The organism is Chloroflexota bacterium (genome assembly GCA_016197225.1).
GTDB lineage: Bacteria > Chloroflexota > Anaerolineae > Anaerolineales > VGOW01 > VGOW01.
Genome location: JACPWC010000001.1, coordinates 1 through 19461, shown reverse-complemented (window position 1 = coordinate 19461; position 19461 = coordinate 1). Strand labels below are relative to the sequence as shown.

Below are 19461 nucleotides of genomic sequence, written 5' to 3'. Positions count from 1 at the left end.
CAACAGGAAAAGGATTCTCGACCTATGGCAACCGATCGCGTCAAAGAAATTCTCTCGTGGTACCGGAGCGACAACCCCGGCACTCTCACCAACCTGGCCCGCCTGCTCAATCACGGCAAGCTGGGCGGCACGGGCAAGCTCGTCATCCTGCCGGTGGATCAGGGTTTTGAGCACGGCCCGGCTCGGAGCTTCGCGCCCAACCCCGGCGGTTACGATCCGCGCTACCACGTCGAACTGGCGATTGAAGCTGGCTGCAACGCCTACGCCGCCCCGCTCGGCTTCATCGAAGCAGTGGCCGCCGACTATGCCGGTGACATCCCCCTCATCCTCAAAGTCAACAACCACGACGTGTTGTACGACGAGAAAGACCCGATGGGCGCGATCACCTCCAGCGTAGACGACGCCCTGCGGCTTGGCTGTGTGGCCGTCGGTTACACCATTTACCCTGGCACTGCCGACCGCCGTTTCCTTTACGAGCAACTCCAAGCGTTGACGCTGGAGGCCAAAGAGGCCGGGCTGGCCGTCGTCGTCTGGTCGTATCCACGCGGAAGCGACTTGAGCAAAGCCGGCGAGACCGGCGTTGACGTGACCGCCTATGCGGCCCAGATCGCGGCCCAGTTGGGCGCGCACATCATCAAAGTCAAACTCTCTACCGAGCACGTGGAGCAAGCCGAAGCCAAGAAGGTCTACGAGAAGTACAACATCCCCGTCAGCACTTTGGCCGACCGGGTGAAGCATGTGGTGCAGTCGTCGTTCAATGGCCGCCGCATCGTCATCTTCTCCGGCGGCGCGAAAAGCGACACCGAGACCGTGCTCAACGAGGCCCGCGCCATCCGCGACGGCGGCGGTTTCGGCTCGATCATTGGCCGCAACTCCTTCCAGCGCCCCCGGCCCGAAGCGCTCGACCTGCTAGGTTCGATGATGAAGATTTACAAGGGCGAGATGAAGTAATATTTTCGCAGGGAAATATGGGAAACACGGAAACTGAGGGAAAGAAATTTCCCTCAGTTCCGATTAGGATGAAACACATCTCCGTCTTCACAGACTAAACATCACAAACTGCTCCGCTGGAGCAGATGATTTCCTGGAGGCTTCGTGACCCAAACCGACCTCGACACCCTCAGCATCAACACCATCCGCTTCCTCTCGGTGGACGGCGTGCAAAAGGCCAACTCCGGCCACCCCGGCCTGCCGATGGGCACGGCGGCCATGGCCTACGCTCTCTGGTCGCGCTTCCTCAAACACAACCCGGCCGACCCGCGCTGGCCCAACCGCGACCGCTTCATTCTCTCCGGCGGCCACGGCTCCATGTTGCTCTACTCGCTCCTGCACCTGGCCGGTTACGACCTGTCGCTGGAAGACCTGATGAACTTCCGCCAGTGGGAGAGCAAGACTCCGGGCCACCCGGAGAGCCACCTCACCCCCGGCGTCGAGGCCACCACCGGCCCGCTCGGCCAGGGCCTCAGCAACGCCGTCGGCTTCGCCATCGCCGAAGCCCACCTGGCGGCCCGATACAACAAACCCGGCCACACCATCATTGACCACACCACTTACGTCATCGCCAGCGACGGTGACCTGATGGAAGGCGTGACTTCCGAAGCCTGCTCGCTGGCCGGGCATCTCGCCCTCGGCAAGCTGATCGTGCTTTACGACGACAACAAAATCTCACTGGCCGGATCAACGTCCATCACCTTCACCGAAGACGTCGGCGGACGATTCGAAGCCTACGGCTGGCAGGTTCAACACGTGAGCGACGGCAACGACGTGGAAGCCGTCTCGGCGGCCATCGCCGCCGCCCGCGCCGACTCGACTCGCCCATCCCTCATCTGCGTCCGCACCATCATCGGCTACGGCTCGCCGCACAAGCAAGACACCTTCGAGGCCCACGGCTCGCCGCTCGGCCCGGACGAAGTCATCAACGCCAAAAAGAATCTGGGCTGGCCGACTGAACCCGTCTTCTTGATCCCGGATGAAGTGCGGGAGAATTTCCGACAAGACCTCAAGCAAGGCAAGACGTGGCAGGCGGAATGGGAAGCCGCCTTTGCCAAATACGCCGAGGCCTACCCCGACCTCGCCGCCGAACTCAAGCGGCGTTTGAATGGCGAACTACCTGCCAGTTGGGATTCGACTCTGCCGACATTCAACGCTGACACCAAAGGTCTCGCCACCCGCAAAGCCTCCGAGGCCGCCCTGCAAGCCCTGGCCAAGACTCTGCCCGAACTCATGGGTGGCTCTGCCGACCTCAACCCTTCAACCTTCACCTGGCTCAAAGGCTATGGTGACTTTCAATCGCCGCTTCGCTCGCCCGATGGCGCTCAGGGTTTAGTCGGCGGCGGCTGGGGCTACGACGGGCGCAACATCGCCTTCGGAGTGCGTGAGCATGGTATGGGCGCAATCGTCAACGGCATGGCCCTGCACGGCGGCTTCATCCCGTACACCGCCACCTTCCTCACCTTCTCCGATTACATGCGGCCTGCGATTCGGCTGGCCGCGCTCGCCAAACTCCACGCCATCTTCGTCTTCACTCACGACAGCATTGGCCTCGGCGAAGACGGCCCAACGCATCAGCCCGTCGAGCAAGTGGCCGCCTTGCGCGCCATCCCCGGCCTCACCGTCATCCGGCCGGGCGACGCTAACGAGTCGGTTGAGGCGTGGCGAGTCGCCATTGTAAGGGCGTACAATCGTACGCCCCAACACGGCCCGACTCTCCTCATCTTCACCCGCCAGAACGTGCCCACGCTTGACCGTCGCATCTACGCGCCCGCAACCGAACTGAGCAGGGGCGCTTACGTGCTGGCCGACATCGGCGAAGGCGAGCCGGAAATTATTCTGATGGCGGCTGGTAGTGAAGTGGGCTTGATGGTCGAGGCCGGAATCGGGTTGGCCGCCGACGGCGTCAACGTCAGGCTCGTTTCCATGCCCAGCATGGAACTGTTCGAGGGGCAATCTCAAGACTATCGTGACGCGGTTCTGCCGCCAAACATCACCGCCCGGTTGGCGATTGAGGCCGGCATCGCCATGCCCTGGCACAAGTGGCTCGGCTCGAAGGGCGACTGCGTGTGCATGACGGGCTATGGTGCTTCGGCTCCAGCGAATGTGCTGTTTGAAAAGTTTGGCTTCACGCCGCGCAACGTGATTGAAAAAGCTAAGGCTGTGTTAGCCGCCAATCGCCCGCCTGCCCCGGTCAAAGCAAAAGCAAAGGCCAGGCCTAAAGCGAAAGCAAAGGCGGAGACCACAGCCAAGTTGAAGCCTGGGCAGAGGAAGAAGTAGCCAGAAATTTCAGCCGCGAATTTCACGAATTATCGCGAATTAGGATCGGAATAATTCGCGCAAATTAGCGTAATTCGCGGCAAAGCTTGTTATGAGAATAGCAATTGCCTGCGACCACGGCGGCTTCCCGCTCAAAGAGAGCGCCCTCAAAGTTGTGATGCAAGCCGACCACGAGATTCTCGACCTCGGCACTTTCACCGCCGACCCGGTGGACTACCCCGACTACGCCCGCGCCGTCGGCGAAACCATTCAGCAAGGCAAGGCTGACCGGGCGATTTTGATTTGCGGCAGTGGGGTCGGGGCGTGCGTGGCCGCCAACAAAATGCGCGGCATCCGCGCCGGACTGTGCCACGACACCTACTCGGCCCACCAAGCCGTCGAGCACGACGACATCAACGTGCTCTGCCTCGGGGCGCGCATCGTCGGCGTCGAAGTCGCCGCCGAACTCATCCACGCTTTCCTCGGCGCGCAGTTCACCAACGAGGAACGACACGTGCGGCGGCTGGGGAAGGTGAAGGCGATGGAAGAAAAAGGATAGGAGGGCAAATACCATGGAACAAAAGCCAGATAATTCAACTGCACCTAAACGCAACAACAGCAAAATCGGCCTGGGCGTGGGCGCCGGCATTGCCATTGGGGCCGGAATTGGCGCGGCGATGGGCAACGTCGCCGTTGGCGTAGCAATTGGCCTGGCAATCGGCGTCGGGATCGGCGCCATGTGGTCACAACAGGACAACAAGAACGATCCCTCAAACAAATCATAGACAACATGCCACTCAAGCTTTATCAGGAACTGGCCGCCTGGTGGCCCCTGTGGTCGCCGCCTGAAGATTATCTGGAAGAAGCGACGTTCTTCGCGCAGGTGTTGAAAGAGGCCGCGCCCCAGGCGCGCACCCTGGTCGAGTTTGGCAGTGGCGGTGGAAGTAACGCTTTTCACCTCAAGGCACACTATACGTTGACGCTGGTGGACATTTCGCCGGAGATGCTGGCCGTCAGTCGAGCCATTAACCCCGATTGCGAACATCTGGCAGGCGACATGCGCTCGGCGCGGCTGGGGCGGCAGTTCGATCTGGTCTTTATCCACGATGCGATTGATTACATGACGACGGAAGCCGATCTGCGTCAGGCCTTCGCGACGGCCTTCCTCCATTGCAAGCCGGGCGGCGCGGCCTTGTTCGTTCCCGACCACGTGCGCGAAACCTTCAAGGCGACCACCGACCACGACGCACGCGATGGCGAGGATGGGCGCGCCCTGCGTGTCCTGGAATGGCAGTACGACCCTGACCCGACAGACAGCACCTGCTTAACCCATTTTGCCTTTCTGTTGCGGGAAAATGGCGAAGTCCACTTTGAGCATGAGACGCACCTGCACGGCCTCTTCCCCCGCGCTGATTGGCTCCAGTGGTTGACCGAGGCCGGATTTCAAGCCGAGAGCGTGATCGATCAGTTTGGCCGGGATGTGTTTGTGGCGAGGAAGCCAAAGTAGTTGCGAGGGCTAAAAACGGGCAACTTGTCAACGAATGGGGAAACGGATAAACGAATGAGCGCCCTTGTGTAGCTCAAATAAGAGCATATCTCGAGGAGCATTATGGCACAATCCACTATTGACACTCTAATTCAAGTGACCGGTATGTTCCTCACATTTATCGGTGCGCTGGTCGCCGTTGGAAGTGGCTTGCTGACTTGGTTCTTAAATGAGAAAAGCAAGAGAACAGACGAGGAATACAAGCGAAAAGAAGAACGATACATAGAACTAATTAAGAGCCTAAAGGGCTTCTACATTCCGTCAGCTAGCAAAGAACTTAAGGAGGACTTTTTGATCCAGTTGAATTTATGCTGGCTGTATTGCCCCGATGATGTAATTCTGAAAGCATATAGGTTTCTTCACATGGTCCAAACGGGTGTAGATCAGGAATTCTCAGACGCCGACAAAGAAAAAGCAGTTGGGGAGTTCATACTTGCCATACGCAAAGACTTGAGTAATAGAAAGCCTGTGAGAAAAACCGCTTTGAGAGCGGAAGATTTCAAACACCTACGAGCAACTTAGCTTGATAGCTAGAGCCCCGCCAGCCAGCAACTCATGCTGAAAGGAAAATTCCTATGACCACTCCCCTCCTCCACCTCCAACACCTCGGCCAATCCCCCTGGCACGACAACATCCGGCGCAGTTTGCTGGATAGCGGCGAACTGCAAAAGATGGTGGCCGACGGTGACATCACCGGCCTGACCTCCAACCCCACCATCTTTGAGCAGGCCATCGCCAACTCGACCGACTACGACGCCACCCTGCGCGATCTCGCCCGCGACGGCAAGAACGCCGAGGGCATCTTCGACGCGCTTGCCATCGAAGACATCCGCGATGCCGCCGACGTGTTCAGGCCCGTCTACGAGCGCACCGGCGGCAAGGATGGCTACGTCAGCATCGAAGTCTCGCCCAAGTACGCCCACGATACGAAGAAGACGATCAGCGAGGCCAAGCGGTTGTGGAAAGCGGTGGGCCACCCCAACGTGATGATCAAGATTCCGGCGACGAAGGCCGGTCTGCCTGCCATCGAAGAGACCATTGCCGCAGGCATCAACGTCAACGTCACTCTCATCTTCTCGCTTGAGCGCCACGACGAAGTGATGACGGCTCATCTGAACGGACTCAAGCGCCGCCTGGCTGCTGGCAAGAAAGTAAGCGGCATCGCCTCAGTCGCCAGCTTCTTTGTCAGCCGGGTGGACACGTTGATTGACAAGATGCTTGACGACAAGATCAAAGCCGACCCGTCCACGGCGGCTTCACTGGAGTCACTCAAGGGCAAGGCCGCCATCGCCAACGCCAAGCTCGCTTACGATCTCTTCGCCAATCGCTATTATAAAGATGAGTTCGCCGATCTCAAGGCGGCAGGCGCGCAGGTGCAACGCCCGCTCTGGGCCAGCACCAGCACCAAGAACCCCAACTATCCTGACGTGATTTACATTGACAACTTGATCGGCCCGGACACAGTCAACACCATGCCACCGGCCACGATCAAGGCCTTCAAGGATCACGGCCTCGCCCGCGTCACGCTCACCGAAGGTTTGCCCGAAGCCAATGACCTGCTGGACAAGCTGGCCGAAGCTGGCGTGGATATGAACTGGGTGACGCAAAAACTGGAAGACGACGGGGTGGCCGCCTTCTTCAAGTCGTTCGAATCTCTGCTCAACGTCATCGAGACTCGTCGCCAGGCCGAACTGGCAGGCGCGCGCACGCACGTCTCACTTGGCGCAGAGCTTGCCGCCGACGTGCAAACTCACCTCGCCGTCCTCGACGCCCAAAAAGTTCCGGCCCGGCTGTGGCAAAAAGACTCGACGCTGTGGAAGAAAGACGACCCGGCGCATCAAGCCGAAATCAAAATTCGCATGGGCTGGCTCACACTGGCCGACGACATGCGCCAGCACGTTCCCGACCTCATGACCTTTGCCAAAGAAGCGAAGAAGGCCGGGTTCACTCACGCGCTTCTGTGCGGCATGGGCGGCTCCTCGCTCTGCCCCGAAGTTCTGCGCGAGACGTTCGGCGTGGCGCGTGGCGGCCTTGACCTGGGCGTGCTCGACTCGACTCACCCCGACGCGGTGCGCGCCGCCCTGGCGCGAAGCAGTCCTGCTAAAACGTTGTATCTCGTCTCCAGCAAAAGCGGCGGCACCACCGAAGTGACCTCGTTCTTCAAATTCTTCTGGGAGCAGGTGAAAGCGGTCAAAGGAGATCGAGCCGGTGAAAACTTCATCGCCATCACCGACCCGGACACATCGCTCGGCAAGCTGGCCCAGGAGCATAACTTCCGCCGCGTCTTCATCAACCCGCCCGACATCGGCGGACGCTACTCGGCCCTCTCGCTCTTCGGCCTCGTGCCTGCCGCCCTGCTCGGCATGGACGTAGGCAAACTTCTCGCTCGCGCCAAAGAAATGGCCCTGGCCTCGTCGGATATCATTCCGTCAGCCCGCAACGCCGGCCTGTGGCTCGGCGCGGTCATGGGCACGCTCGCCAAAGCCGGCCACGACAAGATCACCTTCATCGTCTCCGATCCCATTTCCACCTTCGGCTACTGGACGGAGCAGTTGATCGCCGAGTCGACCGGCAAAGAGGGCCGGGGTATCGTGCCGGTTGAGGGTGAACCCGTCGGCGACCCCAAAGCTTACGGCAACGATCGGCTGTTCATCTATTTGCGGCTCAACTCCAAATATGATCGCGCCGTCGCCAAACTTGAAGAGGCGGGTCACCCGGTGATCCGGTTTGACCTGCGCGACATCTACGACCTGGGCGGCGAATTTTTGCGGTGGGAGATCGCCACTGCCGTGTCGAGCCTGTCTCTGGATAGCGACCCGTTTGATCAGCCCAACGTGCAAGAGTCGAAGGACAACACCAAACGGCTCCTCGATGACGCCGCCAGCGGCGTCGCATGGCCGCCTGCTGATCCGACCATCCCTGCTGGCCGCCGCGACTTTGCCACTCAACTCAAACTGCATCTCAAGCAGACGAAGCCCGGCGACTATGTGGCCCTGACGGCCTACGTTGCCCGAACCGCCAAGACTGAAAAAACGTTGCGCGCCATTCGGGCCGCCATCCGCGACAAATACAAGGTGGCGACGACCGTTGGTTACGGCCCGCGCTTTTTGCACTCCACCGGCCAACTGCACAAGGGCGGCGCGGACAACTTCCTCGGCATCCAGTTCACTGCCAACGTTGCGAAAGATGAAGCTGTCCCCGGCGAAGCCTTCTCGTTTGGCACACTCATCGCGGCCCAGGCGCTGGGCGACTTCCAATCGCTCCGCTCACGCAACCGCCGCGCTCTGCGCGTTCAACTCAGCGTTAAGCCCGAAGCTGACCTGGCCGCCGTAGCCGCCCTGCTCGCGCCGAAGAAGGCAAAGAAAAATCTCACCGCAAAGACGCGAAGGGCACGAAGAAAATAAGGAAATTAGCTTTGCGTTCTTCGCGCCTTCGCGGTTCAATCCTTTTTGATTGGAGACCGACATGCCTGAACTCTATCTCAAATCCGACAATACTCACCTCGGCCACATTTCAGACGACGACCTGAACTTTCTGATAGGCCACCTTGAAGAAGAAAGCCTGACCGACGAGGACTACACGATAGACCGGATGACCTTCGAGTTTCTCAAAGACCAGGGCATTAGCCCGAACTTGCAGGCCATCATCGAAAAGGCGCTCGGCGACAAAGACGAAGTGGAAATCAAATACACGAAGAGTTAGTAAACAGTGAACAGTGACAAACACTGTTGACTGTTCACTGCTCACTATTCTTCTGGAGGCTCTCATGGACATTGCAATGTGCGGTTTAGGCCGAATGGGCGGCAACATGGCGCGGCGGCTGTTGCGCGGCGGGCATCGGGTGGTGTTGTACAACCGCGACATCACCGTCGCCGAAGGGATCAAGAAAGAGGAAGGCGGCGGCGAAGTAGCGGCCTCACTCAAAGAGGTGGTGGCGGCTCTCAAAGCGCCGCGTCACGTCTGGCTCATGCTTCCGGCAGGCGAAGTCACCGAAAAGGCCCTCAACGAACTGATGAGCCTGCTTTCGCCCGGCGACGTGATGATTGACGGCGGCAACTCGAACTTCAAGGACACCCAACGCCGTCACGCCATGCTTAAAGCCAAAGGTTTCAACTTCGTGGACGTGGGCACGAGCGGCGGCATCTGGGGCCTAGCCAACGGTTACGGCATGATGATCGGCGGCGAGAAGGAAGTTGTCGAGAACATGCGGCCCATCTTCGAGACGCTGGCCCCGGGGAAAGATGAAGGCTGGGGCTACATGGGGCCGAGCGGCGCGGGCCACTACGTCAAGATGGTGCACAACGGCATCGAGTACGGCATGATGCAGGCTTACGCCGAAGGCTTTGAGATTTTGCGGGCCAAGAAAGAGTTCAACCTTGATATGGCCCACGTCGCCAAGACGTGGCAAGTGGGAACCGTCATTCGTTCGTGGTTGCTCGATCTGGCCGCCGCCGCGCTGAAGGACGATCCCGAGCTTACCGACCTTGCGCCTTACGTCTCCGACTCAGGCGAGGGCCGCTGGACAATTGTGGACGCGATTGATCTTGACGTGCCAACGCCAGTGATCACCTTGTCGCTCTTCGCCCGCTTCTACAGCCGCAGTAACGGCGACTATACGGCCAAAGTGCTGGCCGCCATGCGCAACCAGTTTGGCGGACATGCGGTGAAGAAGGCAAACTGACCTCACCCCCTCCCCGGCCTTCGGCCACCCCTCCCCCTCTCCTGAGCGGTGTTGCTTCGCTCAGGAGAGAGGGAGGGGCCGGGGGTGGGGGCGAGGCCCCATCATGACCACACGCGTTCATCTCATCCGCCACGCGGCCACAACGGCCTCTGCCGAAGATCGATTCGCCGGGGCGTCGAACGTGCAACTTTCTGACGTTGGGCGAAATCAGGCGCAACATCTGACTAGACGGCTGGCGGCGCAAAAGCCGGCGGCGATCTATTGCAGTCCGCTGGATCGGACGGTTGAGACGGCGACGATTCTTGGCGCGCCGCACAGCCTCAAGCCGCAATCAGTGGACGGCTTGCGCGAGATCGATCACGGCCACTGGGAGGGCCTGAGCCGGGCTGAGGTGAAGACGCGCTACCCCGGCGAGATGGAGGCCTGGGACTCCGACCCGTTCGGTTACGCCCCGCCCGGCGGCGAAACCGGCGCGGCGGTGCTGGCTCGCGCCATCCCGGCCATCCGCGAGATCGTCATGTCCCATCCGAATCAGTCAATTTTCGTCATCTCGCACAAAGCGACCAACCGGCTTATCATTGGGCATTATCTGGGCATTGAACTGCGCGGCTACCGCGACCGGCTCGACCAGCAACCGGCTTGCCTCAACATTCTCGACTTTCGTGACCTGGCCCGCGCCCGCCTAATGTTGCTCAACGACGTCTCACACTACGAAGGCGAGCCGGATCAGGAACACGTTCATCTTTCAGGCTGGTGGGCGACAAACAGTTGATATAAACACAAAGTTGATATAAACACAAAGACACGAAGCCACGAAGCCACCAAGTTTCCTTTGTGTCTTTGTGACTTAGTGTCTTCGTGAGAAAAGGACGTTAGCTATGGCGAATCCGCAATCACCGAATCCACTTCGCGAAGGACTGCGCATGCAACGCACGCCGGAACCGAACACGGTCGTCATCTTCGGCGCGTCCGGCGACCTGACCAAGCGCAAGCTCGTCCCGGCGCTCTACAATTTGGAATTGGAACGACTCCTGCCCAACAGCTTCGCCGTCGTCGGCTTCGCCCGCCGCCCGATTCCCGACGAGGAGTTCCGCAAGCAGATGCTCGACGGCGTCAACAGCTTCTCGCGCAACCGCCCCGCCCAGCCTGCCGTGTGGGAAAGTTTCTCGCAAGGCGTCTTTTACAACGCCGGGAACTTTGACGAGCCTGAAGCCTACAAGCGATTAAGTGATCTGCTGAATCGGATTGACAAAGAACGTGGCACCGGGGGCAACCGTCTCTTTTACCTGGCGACCGCCCCGGAGTATTTCCCGGTCATCGTCAAACAACTTGGCATGGCGGGATTGAACAAGAGTCCGAACGGCGGTTGGGTGCGGGTCATCATCGAAAAACCGTTTGGCCGGACTCTGGACACCGCCGTCGAACTCAACCAGACCGTTCACTCCGTCTTCGACGAGAGCCAGATTTATCGCATTGATCACTATCTGGGCAAAGAGACGGTGCAGAACATTTTGGTCTTCCGCTTTGCCAACGGCATCTTCGAGCCGCTGTGGAATCGGAACTACGTAGACCACGTTCAAATCACGGTGGCCGAGGCCGTGGGCGTGGAAGGCCGGGGCGGCTATTACGAAACCGCCGGCGTCATCCGCGACATGATCCAGAACCACATCCTGCAACTCATGACGCTGGTGGCGATGGAGCCGCCGGCCAACATGTCTGCCGACGCCGTGCGCGACGAGAAGCTCAAGGTCTTGCAGTCCATGCGCCCCATCCCGCCCGACAAAGTCGGCGAGTTCACCGTGCGCGGGCAGTACGATTTCGGGAGCAGTGGCGGCAAACCCGCGCCGCGCTACCGCGACGAGCCGAGCGTCTCGCCAACGTCGAACACCGACACCTTCGCCGCCTTCAAGTTCTTCGTGGACAACTGGCGCTGGTCGGGCGTGCCGTTTTATTTGCGGTCGGGCAAGCGCCTGCCCAAGCGCGCCACCGAGATCGCCATTCAATTCCGCCAGCCGCCCCTGCAACTGTTCGGCCGGATGGCCGACCATCACGAGCCGAACATGCTGGCCATTCGCGTCCAGCCCAACGAGGGCATAGACCTCAAGTTTGGCTCCAAAGTGCCGGGGCAGTCGTTCAACATTCGCCCGGTGAAGATGGACTTTCGCTATGGCGCGGCCTTCGGCGCCGAGCCGCCCGAGGCTTACGAACGCCTGCAACTCGATTGCATGTTGGGCGATGCCACCCTGTTCACCCGCGCCGACGAAGTCGAAGCCGCCTGGTCGCTCATCACGCCCATCATTGATGGCTGGGCCGCCTCGCCGCCGACCGATTTGCCAAACTACGAAGCAGGCACGTGGGGGCCAAAGATCGCCGACGAGATGCTGGGCCGTGACGGGCGAAGCTGGAGACGGCTATGACCATTGCAACGCTGGCCGGGCCGAATCTCACCGAAGTCCTCAAAGTTGAATCTGAACTTGAAGCATTATGGAAGTCGCTGGCCTCGGCTTCACGAGATGAGGGAGCCGATCTATTTGCCGGCGGAACCGGCGTGGCCAATGTGGTGGCCGCGGCCAGCACCGATGACGAAGCCAAAGCCGCCTCTGAAGTGTTCCTCCGACCTGCCCATCGTTTTGTGGTGGCCGCGCCCGCCCTTCAAACGCGACGACTTTGCCCGCCTGGCCGCCGACGCCGACCGGCTGATCCTGGACTCGGCCTCGATGGGCCGCGCTGGGCTGATCGCGCTGGGCGAGTACATCGAAAGCTCGCGCAAGACGCGAACCTCGGTGAGCGATCTCAACTGGTCGCGGCTTACGCCCTACCGCCAGTTGTTCGCCCAGTTCTTCGACGCCGCCAAACATCGCGCCCTGCTGAATAACATTGAAAAGGTGACGATTGAGGCTCAGGAGGAGGCAGGCTTGCTCATGGCCGGCTGGCTGTTCTCGCGGCTGGGCGACGACTGCCCGATGAGCAAAGTGGAGTTGAAGGTCGCCGACAGCGACGGCCCGGCCCTGAGATCGCTGACGATGAAATGCGCCGGCGGCGAATTTGCCGTTGCCCGCCTCAGCCCCGAGTCCGTCGAAGCGCGGGCGGCAGTGGATGGCGAGTCTGTGGCGCGCACAGCCCGAATTGACCTCGCGCCGCTCGAGCGCCTGCTGGCCGAAGAGATCAGCTATCTGGGCCGCGACCGGGCCTTTGATGCGACGATGAAGTGGGTGACGATGGCGGCGTTGATGTTTTAGGCCGCCTTGACTACACCCGTTCGCTGATAGCCGACAACTCCGCCGCCTCGATCTCAGCCTCAACGTGATGCTGGACTTTGGGCAGGCCGATGGCGGCCACCGCCGAGGCGGCCACCCCGACCAGAGTCAGCCCAAACAAGACGCCGTAAGACGACACATCCAAAATCCAGCCGCCGAGGATGGGCGCGATCACCAACAAACTGCCCAGGGTGTTGGCGACGCCCATGTAGATCGGCCTCTTGCCGGGCGGGGCCAGGTCGAGAATGTAGTTGAAGAAGCCGAGCATGATCGAGCCTTCGATCATGCCGATGACAAGGTAGCACAAGACGTAAACCCAGGTGTGGGCCGCCGTGGCCCGAATGAAGGTGAGACCCAGCCCCAACAGCGGCGGGACGAAGGCCAGCCAGGAGACGATTTGAATGACGCGGTGACTGCCGCGTGTGGCGACAACGCGGCCCAGGATGAGGCCGGCCAGCATAGAGCCGATGGGGGCAGTGGCGGCGAAGGCGCCGATGGCTTCGGGGTTGATGCCGGCCTGCTGGGTGGCGTGCAGGATGTAGAAGGGCGTGGCCAGCCCGCTCAGGCCGCTGAGCAGGCGCACAATGTTCACCCGCGCAAAACTTGGATCGTCGCGCCACAAATCGGCCAAGCGCCCCCAGTAGTCGCGCCAACCGGCGACGGGCAGGTGTTCGGGCACGGCTTCGGGGACTTCGACAATTAAAGCGATGGCGGCGGCGGAGATGAAAAAACAGAGGCCGCCCAGGCCAAAGATGGCGGCGTAATTCAGCGGATAGGCCGGGCCGCGTTCCGAAAGAAGGTAACCCACCAGCCACCCAGCCCCAATCGCCCCCAGGCCGTCCACCACCTGCCCCAGGCCGATCAACTTGCCGCGTTCGGCTGAACCCATCGCCTTGCCAAACAGGTCGAACCAGGCAATGGCCACGAAGGCATCAATGGCGGCAAACACGCCCAGGCCGACGAGAAAAATCGCCAGCACCAGCAAGGGCCACTTTGCCAACCCGCCCCAAACCAGAAGCAGGGCAAACAGAAAGAAGATCGGGCGGCTGATGAACGACCCCCAGACCATGTAACCGTACTTCCGGGGTTTGCCGGCCAGAAAGTTGGCGGCGAACAACTGCGGCAGGAGCCATGCGCCCAGCCAGACGGCGCTCACCGAGCCGATGAGCACTTTGGAGTCAGTGAGCGTGGCGGCGAAGGCCGGAAGCACCGTGTTTTGGCTGGCAAACGTCAGCCCGACGCCGAAAGTCACATAATCCAAAAAGAAAGCCCACCAGTTGCGGGGCAGCGGTTTATTGGCAGGCATGAGCGCGATTATAACATCGGCGAATTCTTTAATCCGACTCGTGACATTCGCCTATGAACAACAGACACCGATCTGTCGTAAACTGTTGACCAGGCACAAGGAGGGTTTCAATGAATACGAAGCTGGATAACGCATGGGTGATTTGCGAGCAATGCGACATCGCCCACCGGGCTAACGTAGAGTGCCCGCTCTGCAAGCTCAAGAGAATTCTCTACAACGCTTTCGATATGGAAGACATGTCGCCGGAGATGTTCAATTCCACGCTGGACATCATCATCGCGCAACAGGGGAAAGGCTTGAACAGCTGATGTTGCCTGGTACCAGCTTCCCACCTTCAAGCTATCAGACTAAGAGCTGATAGCTTTTTTATTCGCTCTCCTCTACGGCGCAGGTGACTATTCAGACTTCGGTTGCCACAGCCTTCCAAATATTGAGAACTTGTTTCTATCTTGAAACAATTGAAGGTGGAGAAAACTCATAGAATAAGAATGCATGAGTAGGTCTCTGAAACAGGGGGGAAACCGTCAATCCTGTGGGAGGGGTCCGTCATGGCCATCGAAAACTGGAAATGCCTCAACTGTGCCGCTTTCAATCATCCTCGACGAACTGCGTGCTGGAAATGCGGCTGTAACTGGCAGTCCAGAGCACATAGCTCGAATCAAACCACAAGGCGTTCCAAAAAACCGTCTTCGCTTCATCTCCTTCTTGGGGCTATCACCATAGCGGCTCTGGTCGCCGGCGCGTTTATTGTTGTGTCGCCAGGCACTATCCGGGCAGCAACGGTGGCCCCACCGCCAACGCAGATTCCACAACAATCCACCGAATCGAGCACATTGCTGGATGTGGCATTGAGTCCATCCAGCGACCAAACACTCGCCAAGCCAGATCAAGCAAATCTTACCGCCGACACATCTGTAAACTCGGATGGCATTACCGGCAGTGATGCAAACAGTGCCTTCAACCCACCAATTGTCGGTCAGGGCGGGACCTGCATCTCAGGGTCAATCATTGACAAATATGAACAGCCGCGAGGCGGTGCCACGTGGGTGATAACCATTAAGAAGATCAGACCCACCGTGGAAAACCCCATTACAACAACAGCCGGCGCAAATGGGCAATTCCTGTTCAGTAACCTCAGTGCGGGCACTTACACTGTAGAGCTTATAGAGCCTGAGGGCTGGCGACCATATACCCCTGACAAGTTCGAGGTCACTCTAAGCGGCATTGGTTCTGACTGCGCTCAGGTACGCTTTAAGAAGGAGGCGCTGGCCTGCCTGATCGTAACCAAGCTGGATAATGGAGGTAACCAGGACTTCAGGACGAAGATAGGCCTCCCTGGCTGGAAAATAACCGCCTCCAATGCCAAAGAAAATGTCAGCCGGGAGCAAGTGACCGATGGCAAAGGAGTGGCGTTTTTCCCCAACCTGCCCCCTGGCGATTGGATTGTCCAGGAAGAGGTAAGAGTTGGTTGGGCACCGTCGCTGGGCTATCCCGACAGGGTAGCCATCGAGCTTGAGTCGCCCCGCATGCCTGGCACTTGTCAAAGCCTGACTTTCGTCAACCATCAGATAGGCGACGATGGTTTTATCCTGGTCAAGAAAGAGGATATCCGCGGCGCGCCGGTGCCAGACTGGAGCTTCTTACTTGTTCGCCCAGACGGAACGCAGCCAAGCAAGAGAGGGATCACTAACAACCTAGGCCAGCTTTACTTCCTGAATCTGACGTTGGGCGAATGGAAAGTTATCGAAGAGACCCGGGACCCTTGGTGGAAACTGATCAGCCCCACGGAGGAGATTATCGTGCTAGACCAACCCGGCGCTGGCAAGCAGGTGACCTTCGTCAACGAGCCGCTGGGCTGTATAGATGGTTACAAAATCAACCATCTGGAAGAGGGCCTGGGCGGCTGGCAGATCATAGCGCGCAATGCAAGCACCGGCGAGGAACTTACGCAGGTCACCAATTCGAACGGCTACTTCCAGTTCGTTCTAAGTCTCGGCACCTGGGTAATGTCAGAAGTAATGCAGGATGGCTGGACGGCTGTCACGCCCGCCGAGTTCACCGTGACCGTCACCCGGCCTTTCGAATGTGAGCACGTGCGCTTCAAGAATCGCACCAATTTCGCCTGTCTGGATGTTTACAAAAAGGACAGTTACGATAACGCCGGCCTGCCCAGTTGGCTCATCACTCTCAAGCCAGCTTATGGCGGGGTCGCGCTAACAGGTCTCACCGACGGCACTGGCTGGGTGCGCTTCAACGAACTTGCCTCTGGCGATTATATAGTCTCGGAAACCCCGCAGGTGGGCTGGGTGCCGGTAAGTCCAGCCTCGTCCGCTATCACCCTGATAGCTAACGGGACCTGTTCAGTATTTACTTTCTACAATCGCCAGCCGGATAACCTGCCCGTTTTTAGTGATCCGCCAACTGCATCTGGCGCATGCGTCTCGCGCTACACCGTTCAATCCGGAGATACGCTATTCCGTATTGCTCTCCGCTTTGGGGTTACTGTGCGGGAATTGCAGGGGGCTAACCGCATCGCCGATCCCAGCCTGATACATCCGGGCACGGCGTTGTGTATTCCATAGCCTGGCAATTCGGTTGCTGAGCAACCCAATTAATTTAGGCCGCCGGACTGAAACTCGGCGGCCTTTTGTTTGCTCCGGTTATAATCCCCCTCATGTTCTCCTCCCGCTTCCACTTCGACCTCACCCTCAACCGCCTGATGGAAACACTCCAGGCCAAAAGGGCCGCCGGAGTTGAAGTGCTCGACCTCGCCGAGTCCAACCCCACCCGCGCCGGGTTCGACTACGCCGCCGCCGACATCCTCAGCGCCCTGACCCAGCCGCAAGCTATGCTGTACGAGCCAACGCCCCGCGGCCTGCCCGTCGCCCGCCTGGCAATTACCAATTACTACTTGCAACGCAACAAAACAATCCACCCCGATTCTCTTTTCCTCACCGCCAGCACCAGCGAAGCCTACGGCCACCTCTTCAAACTGCTGGCCGATCCCGGCGACGAAGTTCTCGTTCCTAAACCCAGTTACCCGCTCCTCGACTTCCTGACGGCTCTCGACTCCGTCCGGCCCATTCAATATCCAACAACCTATAACTCCAAACTCGGCTGGCGGATTGACACTGAGACTCTGCCCGATTTGATCACTGACAAGACCAAAGCCATCGTCGTCGTCAGCCCCAACAACCCAACCGGCTCCTACCTCAAAACAAACGAGCTTGCCCAGCTCAATGCCCTCTGCGCCAAAAACAACCTGGCCCTGATCGTAGACGAAGTGTTCTCGGACTACCGTTATCAAAGCGCGGCAGACCAAGTCGAAACCGCCGTTGGCAACGAGGGGGCGCTCACCTTCGTGTTGAGCGGCCTCTCCAAAATTATCGGCCTGCCACAAGTCAAGCTGGGCTGGATTCAGGTGAGCGGCCCGGCCTCACTGGTGGCCGAAACCCAAAGCCGCCTCGAGTTCATCGCCGACACCTACCTCTCGGTTGCCACGCCCGTCCAGCACGCGGCAGAGCGGTTATTGGCCCAACGCCAAGCAATGCAAAAGCAAATCATCGCCCGCCTCGACGACAACCACCGCTTCCTTGAAGCTCAATGCGCTAAACTTCCAAACTGCCGCCCCCTGCTCCGCGAAGGCGGCTGGTACGCCGTGCTCGAAATTGACGATGACGGCGCGCAAGTGTCCGACGACGAAAGAGTCCAACAACTACTCGAACAGGACAACATCTTCGTCCACCCCGGCTACTTCTACGACTTCGACCAGGACGGCATCCTCGTCCTCAGCCTGCTCACCCCGCCCGCCATCTTCCAGGCCGGCGTCTCAAAAATCCTCGCCCACATCAGAATGATATAATCCCGCCAGCCTTTCACTGATCACTGACCACTGTTCACTCTAACCCCCATGCTCCTCTTCTCCGTCTTCATCTCCGGCATGACCACCCTTGCCGTCGAACTGGCCGCCTCGCGCCTGCTGGGCAACGTCTTCGGCACCAGCAACCTCGTCTGGGCCAACATCATCGGCCTCATCCTGCTCTACCTCACCGCCGGCTACTTCCTCGGTGGGCGCTGGGCCGACAAGTCTCCGCGCGAACGCACCTTCTACCAACTGTTGTGCTGGGCCGCCTTCACCGTCGGCCTCATCCCTGCCGCCTCACGCCCCATTTTGTTATGGGCGGCCAAAGGCGTCGAAACGCTCAACGCTCCGGTGGCCGGTGGCTCATTCGCCGCCACGCTCCTGCTTTTTGTCGTCCCCATCACCCTGCTCGGCTGTGTCTCACCATTCGCCATCCGTCTCTCGGCCAAAATGCTCAGCGGCGTCGGCGCATCGGCGGGCCGCATCTACGCCATCTCCACCCTCGGCTCGCTCGTCGGCACTTTCCTGCCCGTGCTCATCCTCATCCCTTCGATTGGCACAACGCGCACCTATTTGTTCTTTGCCGGACTGTTGTTGTTGATTGCCCTGATCGGACTCTGGCGCGTGGATCGCAAGCGAGCGCTGATATACTTGTGGATGCCGCTGATTCTCGCCGGGTTGGCCGTCGTGGCCTCGTCCGGCCCCATCAAACCCATCGCCGGCCTCATCTACGAAACCGAGTCGGCCTACAATTTCATCCAAGTCGTGGAGCGAGACAACACGCGCTACCTGTTGCTCAACGAAGGCCAGGGCTTGCACTCGGTTTACAACCCGAACAATTTGGCGACCAACGGAACGTGGGATTATTTTCTCGCCGCCCCGTTCTTCAACGCCCCGCCCTTCACGCCCGCCGACGTGAAAAGTCTGGGCCTGGTCGGACTGGCCGCCGGAACGATTCCAAAACAGTACACCATCGTCTTCGGCCCGATTCCAATTGACGGCATTGAAATTGATCCGGCCATCGTTCAAGCCGGGCGCGACTACTTTGCCATGAACGAGCCGAACCTGAATGTCATCATCGAAGACGGGCGCTGGGCGCTGGCCCACAGCCCGAACACTTACACCGTCGTCGGCGTGGACGCCTACCGTTTGCCTTACATCCCGCCCCAACTCACCACCGTCGAGTTCTTTCAAGAAGCCCGCGCCCATCTGGCAGAAAACGGGGCGCTGGTGATCAACGTTGGGCGCACCCCAAGTGACCGGCGACTGATTGAGGCGATGGCCGCCACCCTGCGCGCCGTCTTCCCGTCCGTCCACGTCATGGACGTGCCCGACACGTTCAACAGCATCGTCGTCGCCACCGTTCAACCGACCACCGCCGACAACCTTTCAGCCAACCTGGCCGCCCTGCCCGCCACCGCCCACCCGCTCCTGCGCTTCGCCCTCCAGCGCGCTGTCAGCACACTTCAACCCACCCTTTACGCCACAACCATCTTCACCGACGACGTGGCCCCGGTGGAGCAGTTGACGAATTCGATTGTGATCAACTTTGTGCTGGGG

Annotated in this window: 17 protein-coding genes; 16 read left to right on the top strand and 1 reads right to left on the bottom strand. The window is 59.6% G+C overall.

The window, feature by feature from the left end:
• Positions 1-24: 24 nt before the first annotated feature.
• From HYZ49_00085 to HYZ49_00030, 12 genes are all read left to right on the top strand, one after another.
• Positions 25-951 carry a class I fructose-bisphosphate aldolase gene (locus HYZ49_00085; GenBank protein ID MBI3240680.1) on the top strand — a complete coding sequence of 309 codons (927 nt, stop codon included), beginning with the start codon at positions 25-27 and terminating at the stop codon, positions 949-951.
• Positions 952-1095: 144 nt separating this feature from the next.
• A complete protein-coding gene (tkt, locus tag HYZ49_00080) occupies positions 1096-3270 on the top strand; it encodes a transketolase (GenBank protein ID MBI3240679.1) in 2175 nt (724 codons plus the stop codon).
• Between the two features lie 91 nt (positions 3271-3361).
• Positions 3362-3808 (top strand): ribose 5-phosphate isomerase B, encoded by a 447-nt coding sequence (rpiB, locus tag HYZ49_00075; protein MBI3240678.1) that lies wholly within the window; start codon positions 3362-3364, stop codon positions 3806-3808.
• A gap of 13 nt (positions 3809-3821) precedes the next feature.
• Positions 3822-4034, top strand: a complete 213-nt coding sequence (locus tag HYZ49_00070; protein ID MBI3240677.1) for a hypothetical protein — start codon at positions 3822-3824, stop codon at positions 4032-4034.
• Positions 4035-4039: 5 nt separating this feature from the next.
• The gene (locus tag HYZ49_00065; GenBank protein MBI3240676.1) at positions 4040-4756 is read left to right on the top strand and encodes a class I SAM-dependent methyltransferase; all 717 of its coding nucleotides are present in this window, start codon (positions 4040-4042) and stop codon (positions 4754-4756) included.
• A gap of 102 nt (positions 4757-4858) precedes the next feature.
• A complete protein-coding gene (locus HYZ49_00060; protein MBI3240675.1) occupies positions 4859-5317 on the top strand; it encodes a hypothetical protein in 459 nt (152 codons plus the stop codon).
• A gap of 53 nt (positions 5318-5370) precedes the next feature.
• Complete coding sequence (locus HYZ49_00055; GenBank protein ID MBI3240674.1) at positions 5371-8199, top strand: bifunctional transaldolase/phosoglucose isomerase; 2829 nt, start codon at positions 5371-5373, stop codon at positions 8197-8199.
• 61 nt (positions 8200-8260) lie between these two features.
• Entirely contained in the window at positions 8261-8497 is a 237-nt protein-coding gene (locus tag HYZ49_00050) for a hypothetical protein (GenBank protein ID MBI3240673.1), read from the top strand.
• 64 nt (positions 8498-8561) lie between these two features.
• On the top strand, positions 8562-9476 hold the full coding sequence (gnd, locus tag HYZ49_00045; protein MBI3240672.1) for a decarboxylating 6-phosphogluconate dehydrogenase: 915 nt from the start codon (positions 8562-8564) through the stop codon (positions 9474-9476).
• 103 nt (positions 9477-9579) lie between these two features.
• Positions 9580-10248 carry a histidine phosphatase family protein gene (locus tag HYZ49_00040; protein ID MBI3240671.1) on the top strand — a complete coding sequence of 223 codons (669 nt, stop codon included), beginning with the start codon at positions 9580-9582 and terminating at the stop codon, positions 10246-10248.
• A 106-nt stretch (positions 10249-10354) separates the two neighbouring features.
• Positions 10355-11893, top strand: coding sequence for a glucose-6-phosphate dehydrogenase (gene zwf, locus HYZ49_00035; protein MBI3240670.1), 1539 nt, complete (start codon positions 10355-10357; stop codon positions 11891-11893).
• A gap of 162 nt (positions 11894-12055) precedes the next feature.
• Positions 12056-12715, top strand: coding sequence for a glucose-6-phosphate dehydrogenase assembly protein OpcA (locus HYZ49_00030; protein MBI3240669.1), 660 nt, complete (start codon positions 12056-12058; stop codon positions 12713-12715).
• Positions 12716-12725: 10 nt separating this feature from the next.
• Here HYZ49_00030 and HYZ49_00025 read toward each other — a convergent pair whose 3' ends face one another.
• Positions 12726-14039 (bottom strand): MFS transporter, encoded by a 1314-nt coding sequence (locus HYZ49_00025; GenBank protein MBI3240668.1) that lies wholly within the window; start codon positions 14037-14039, stop codon positions 12726-12728.
• Positions 14040-14149: 110 nt separating this feature from the next.
• On the opposite strand from HYZ49_00025, the gene HYZ49_00020 reads away from it, so the two are divergent.
• The 4 genes from HYZ49_00020 to HYZ49_00005 all read left to right on the top strand — a co-directional run.
• Entirely contained in the window at positions 14150-14347 is a 198-nt protein-coding gene (locus HYZ49_00020) for a hypothetical protein (GenBank protein MBI3240667.1), read from the top strand.
• 1698 nt (positions 14348-16045) lie between these two features.
• Positions 16046-16621: a LysM peptidoglycan-binding domain-containing protein gene (locus tag HYZ49_00015; GenBank protein MBI3240666.1), complete on the top strand. Its 576-nt coding sequence runs from the start codon at positions 16046-16048 to the stop codon at positions 16619-16621.
• Positions 16622-16713: 92 nt separating this feature from the next.
• Positions 16714-17901 (top strand): pyridoxal phosphate-dependent aminotransferase, encoded by a 1188-nt coding sequence (locus HYZ49_00010; GenBank protein ID MBI3240665.1) that lies wholly within the window; start codon positions 16714-16716, stop codon positions 17899-17901.
• A 48-nt stretch (positions 17902-17949) separates the two neighbouring features.
• The coding region (locus HYZ49_00005) for a fused MFS/spermidine synthase (GenBank protein MBI3240664.1) at positions 17950-19461 on the top strand (1512 nt) is incomplete at its 3' end.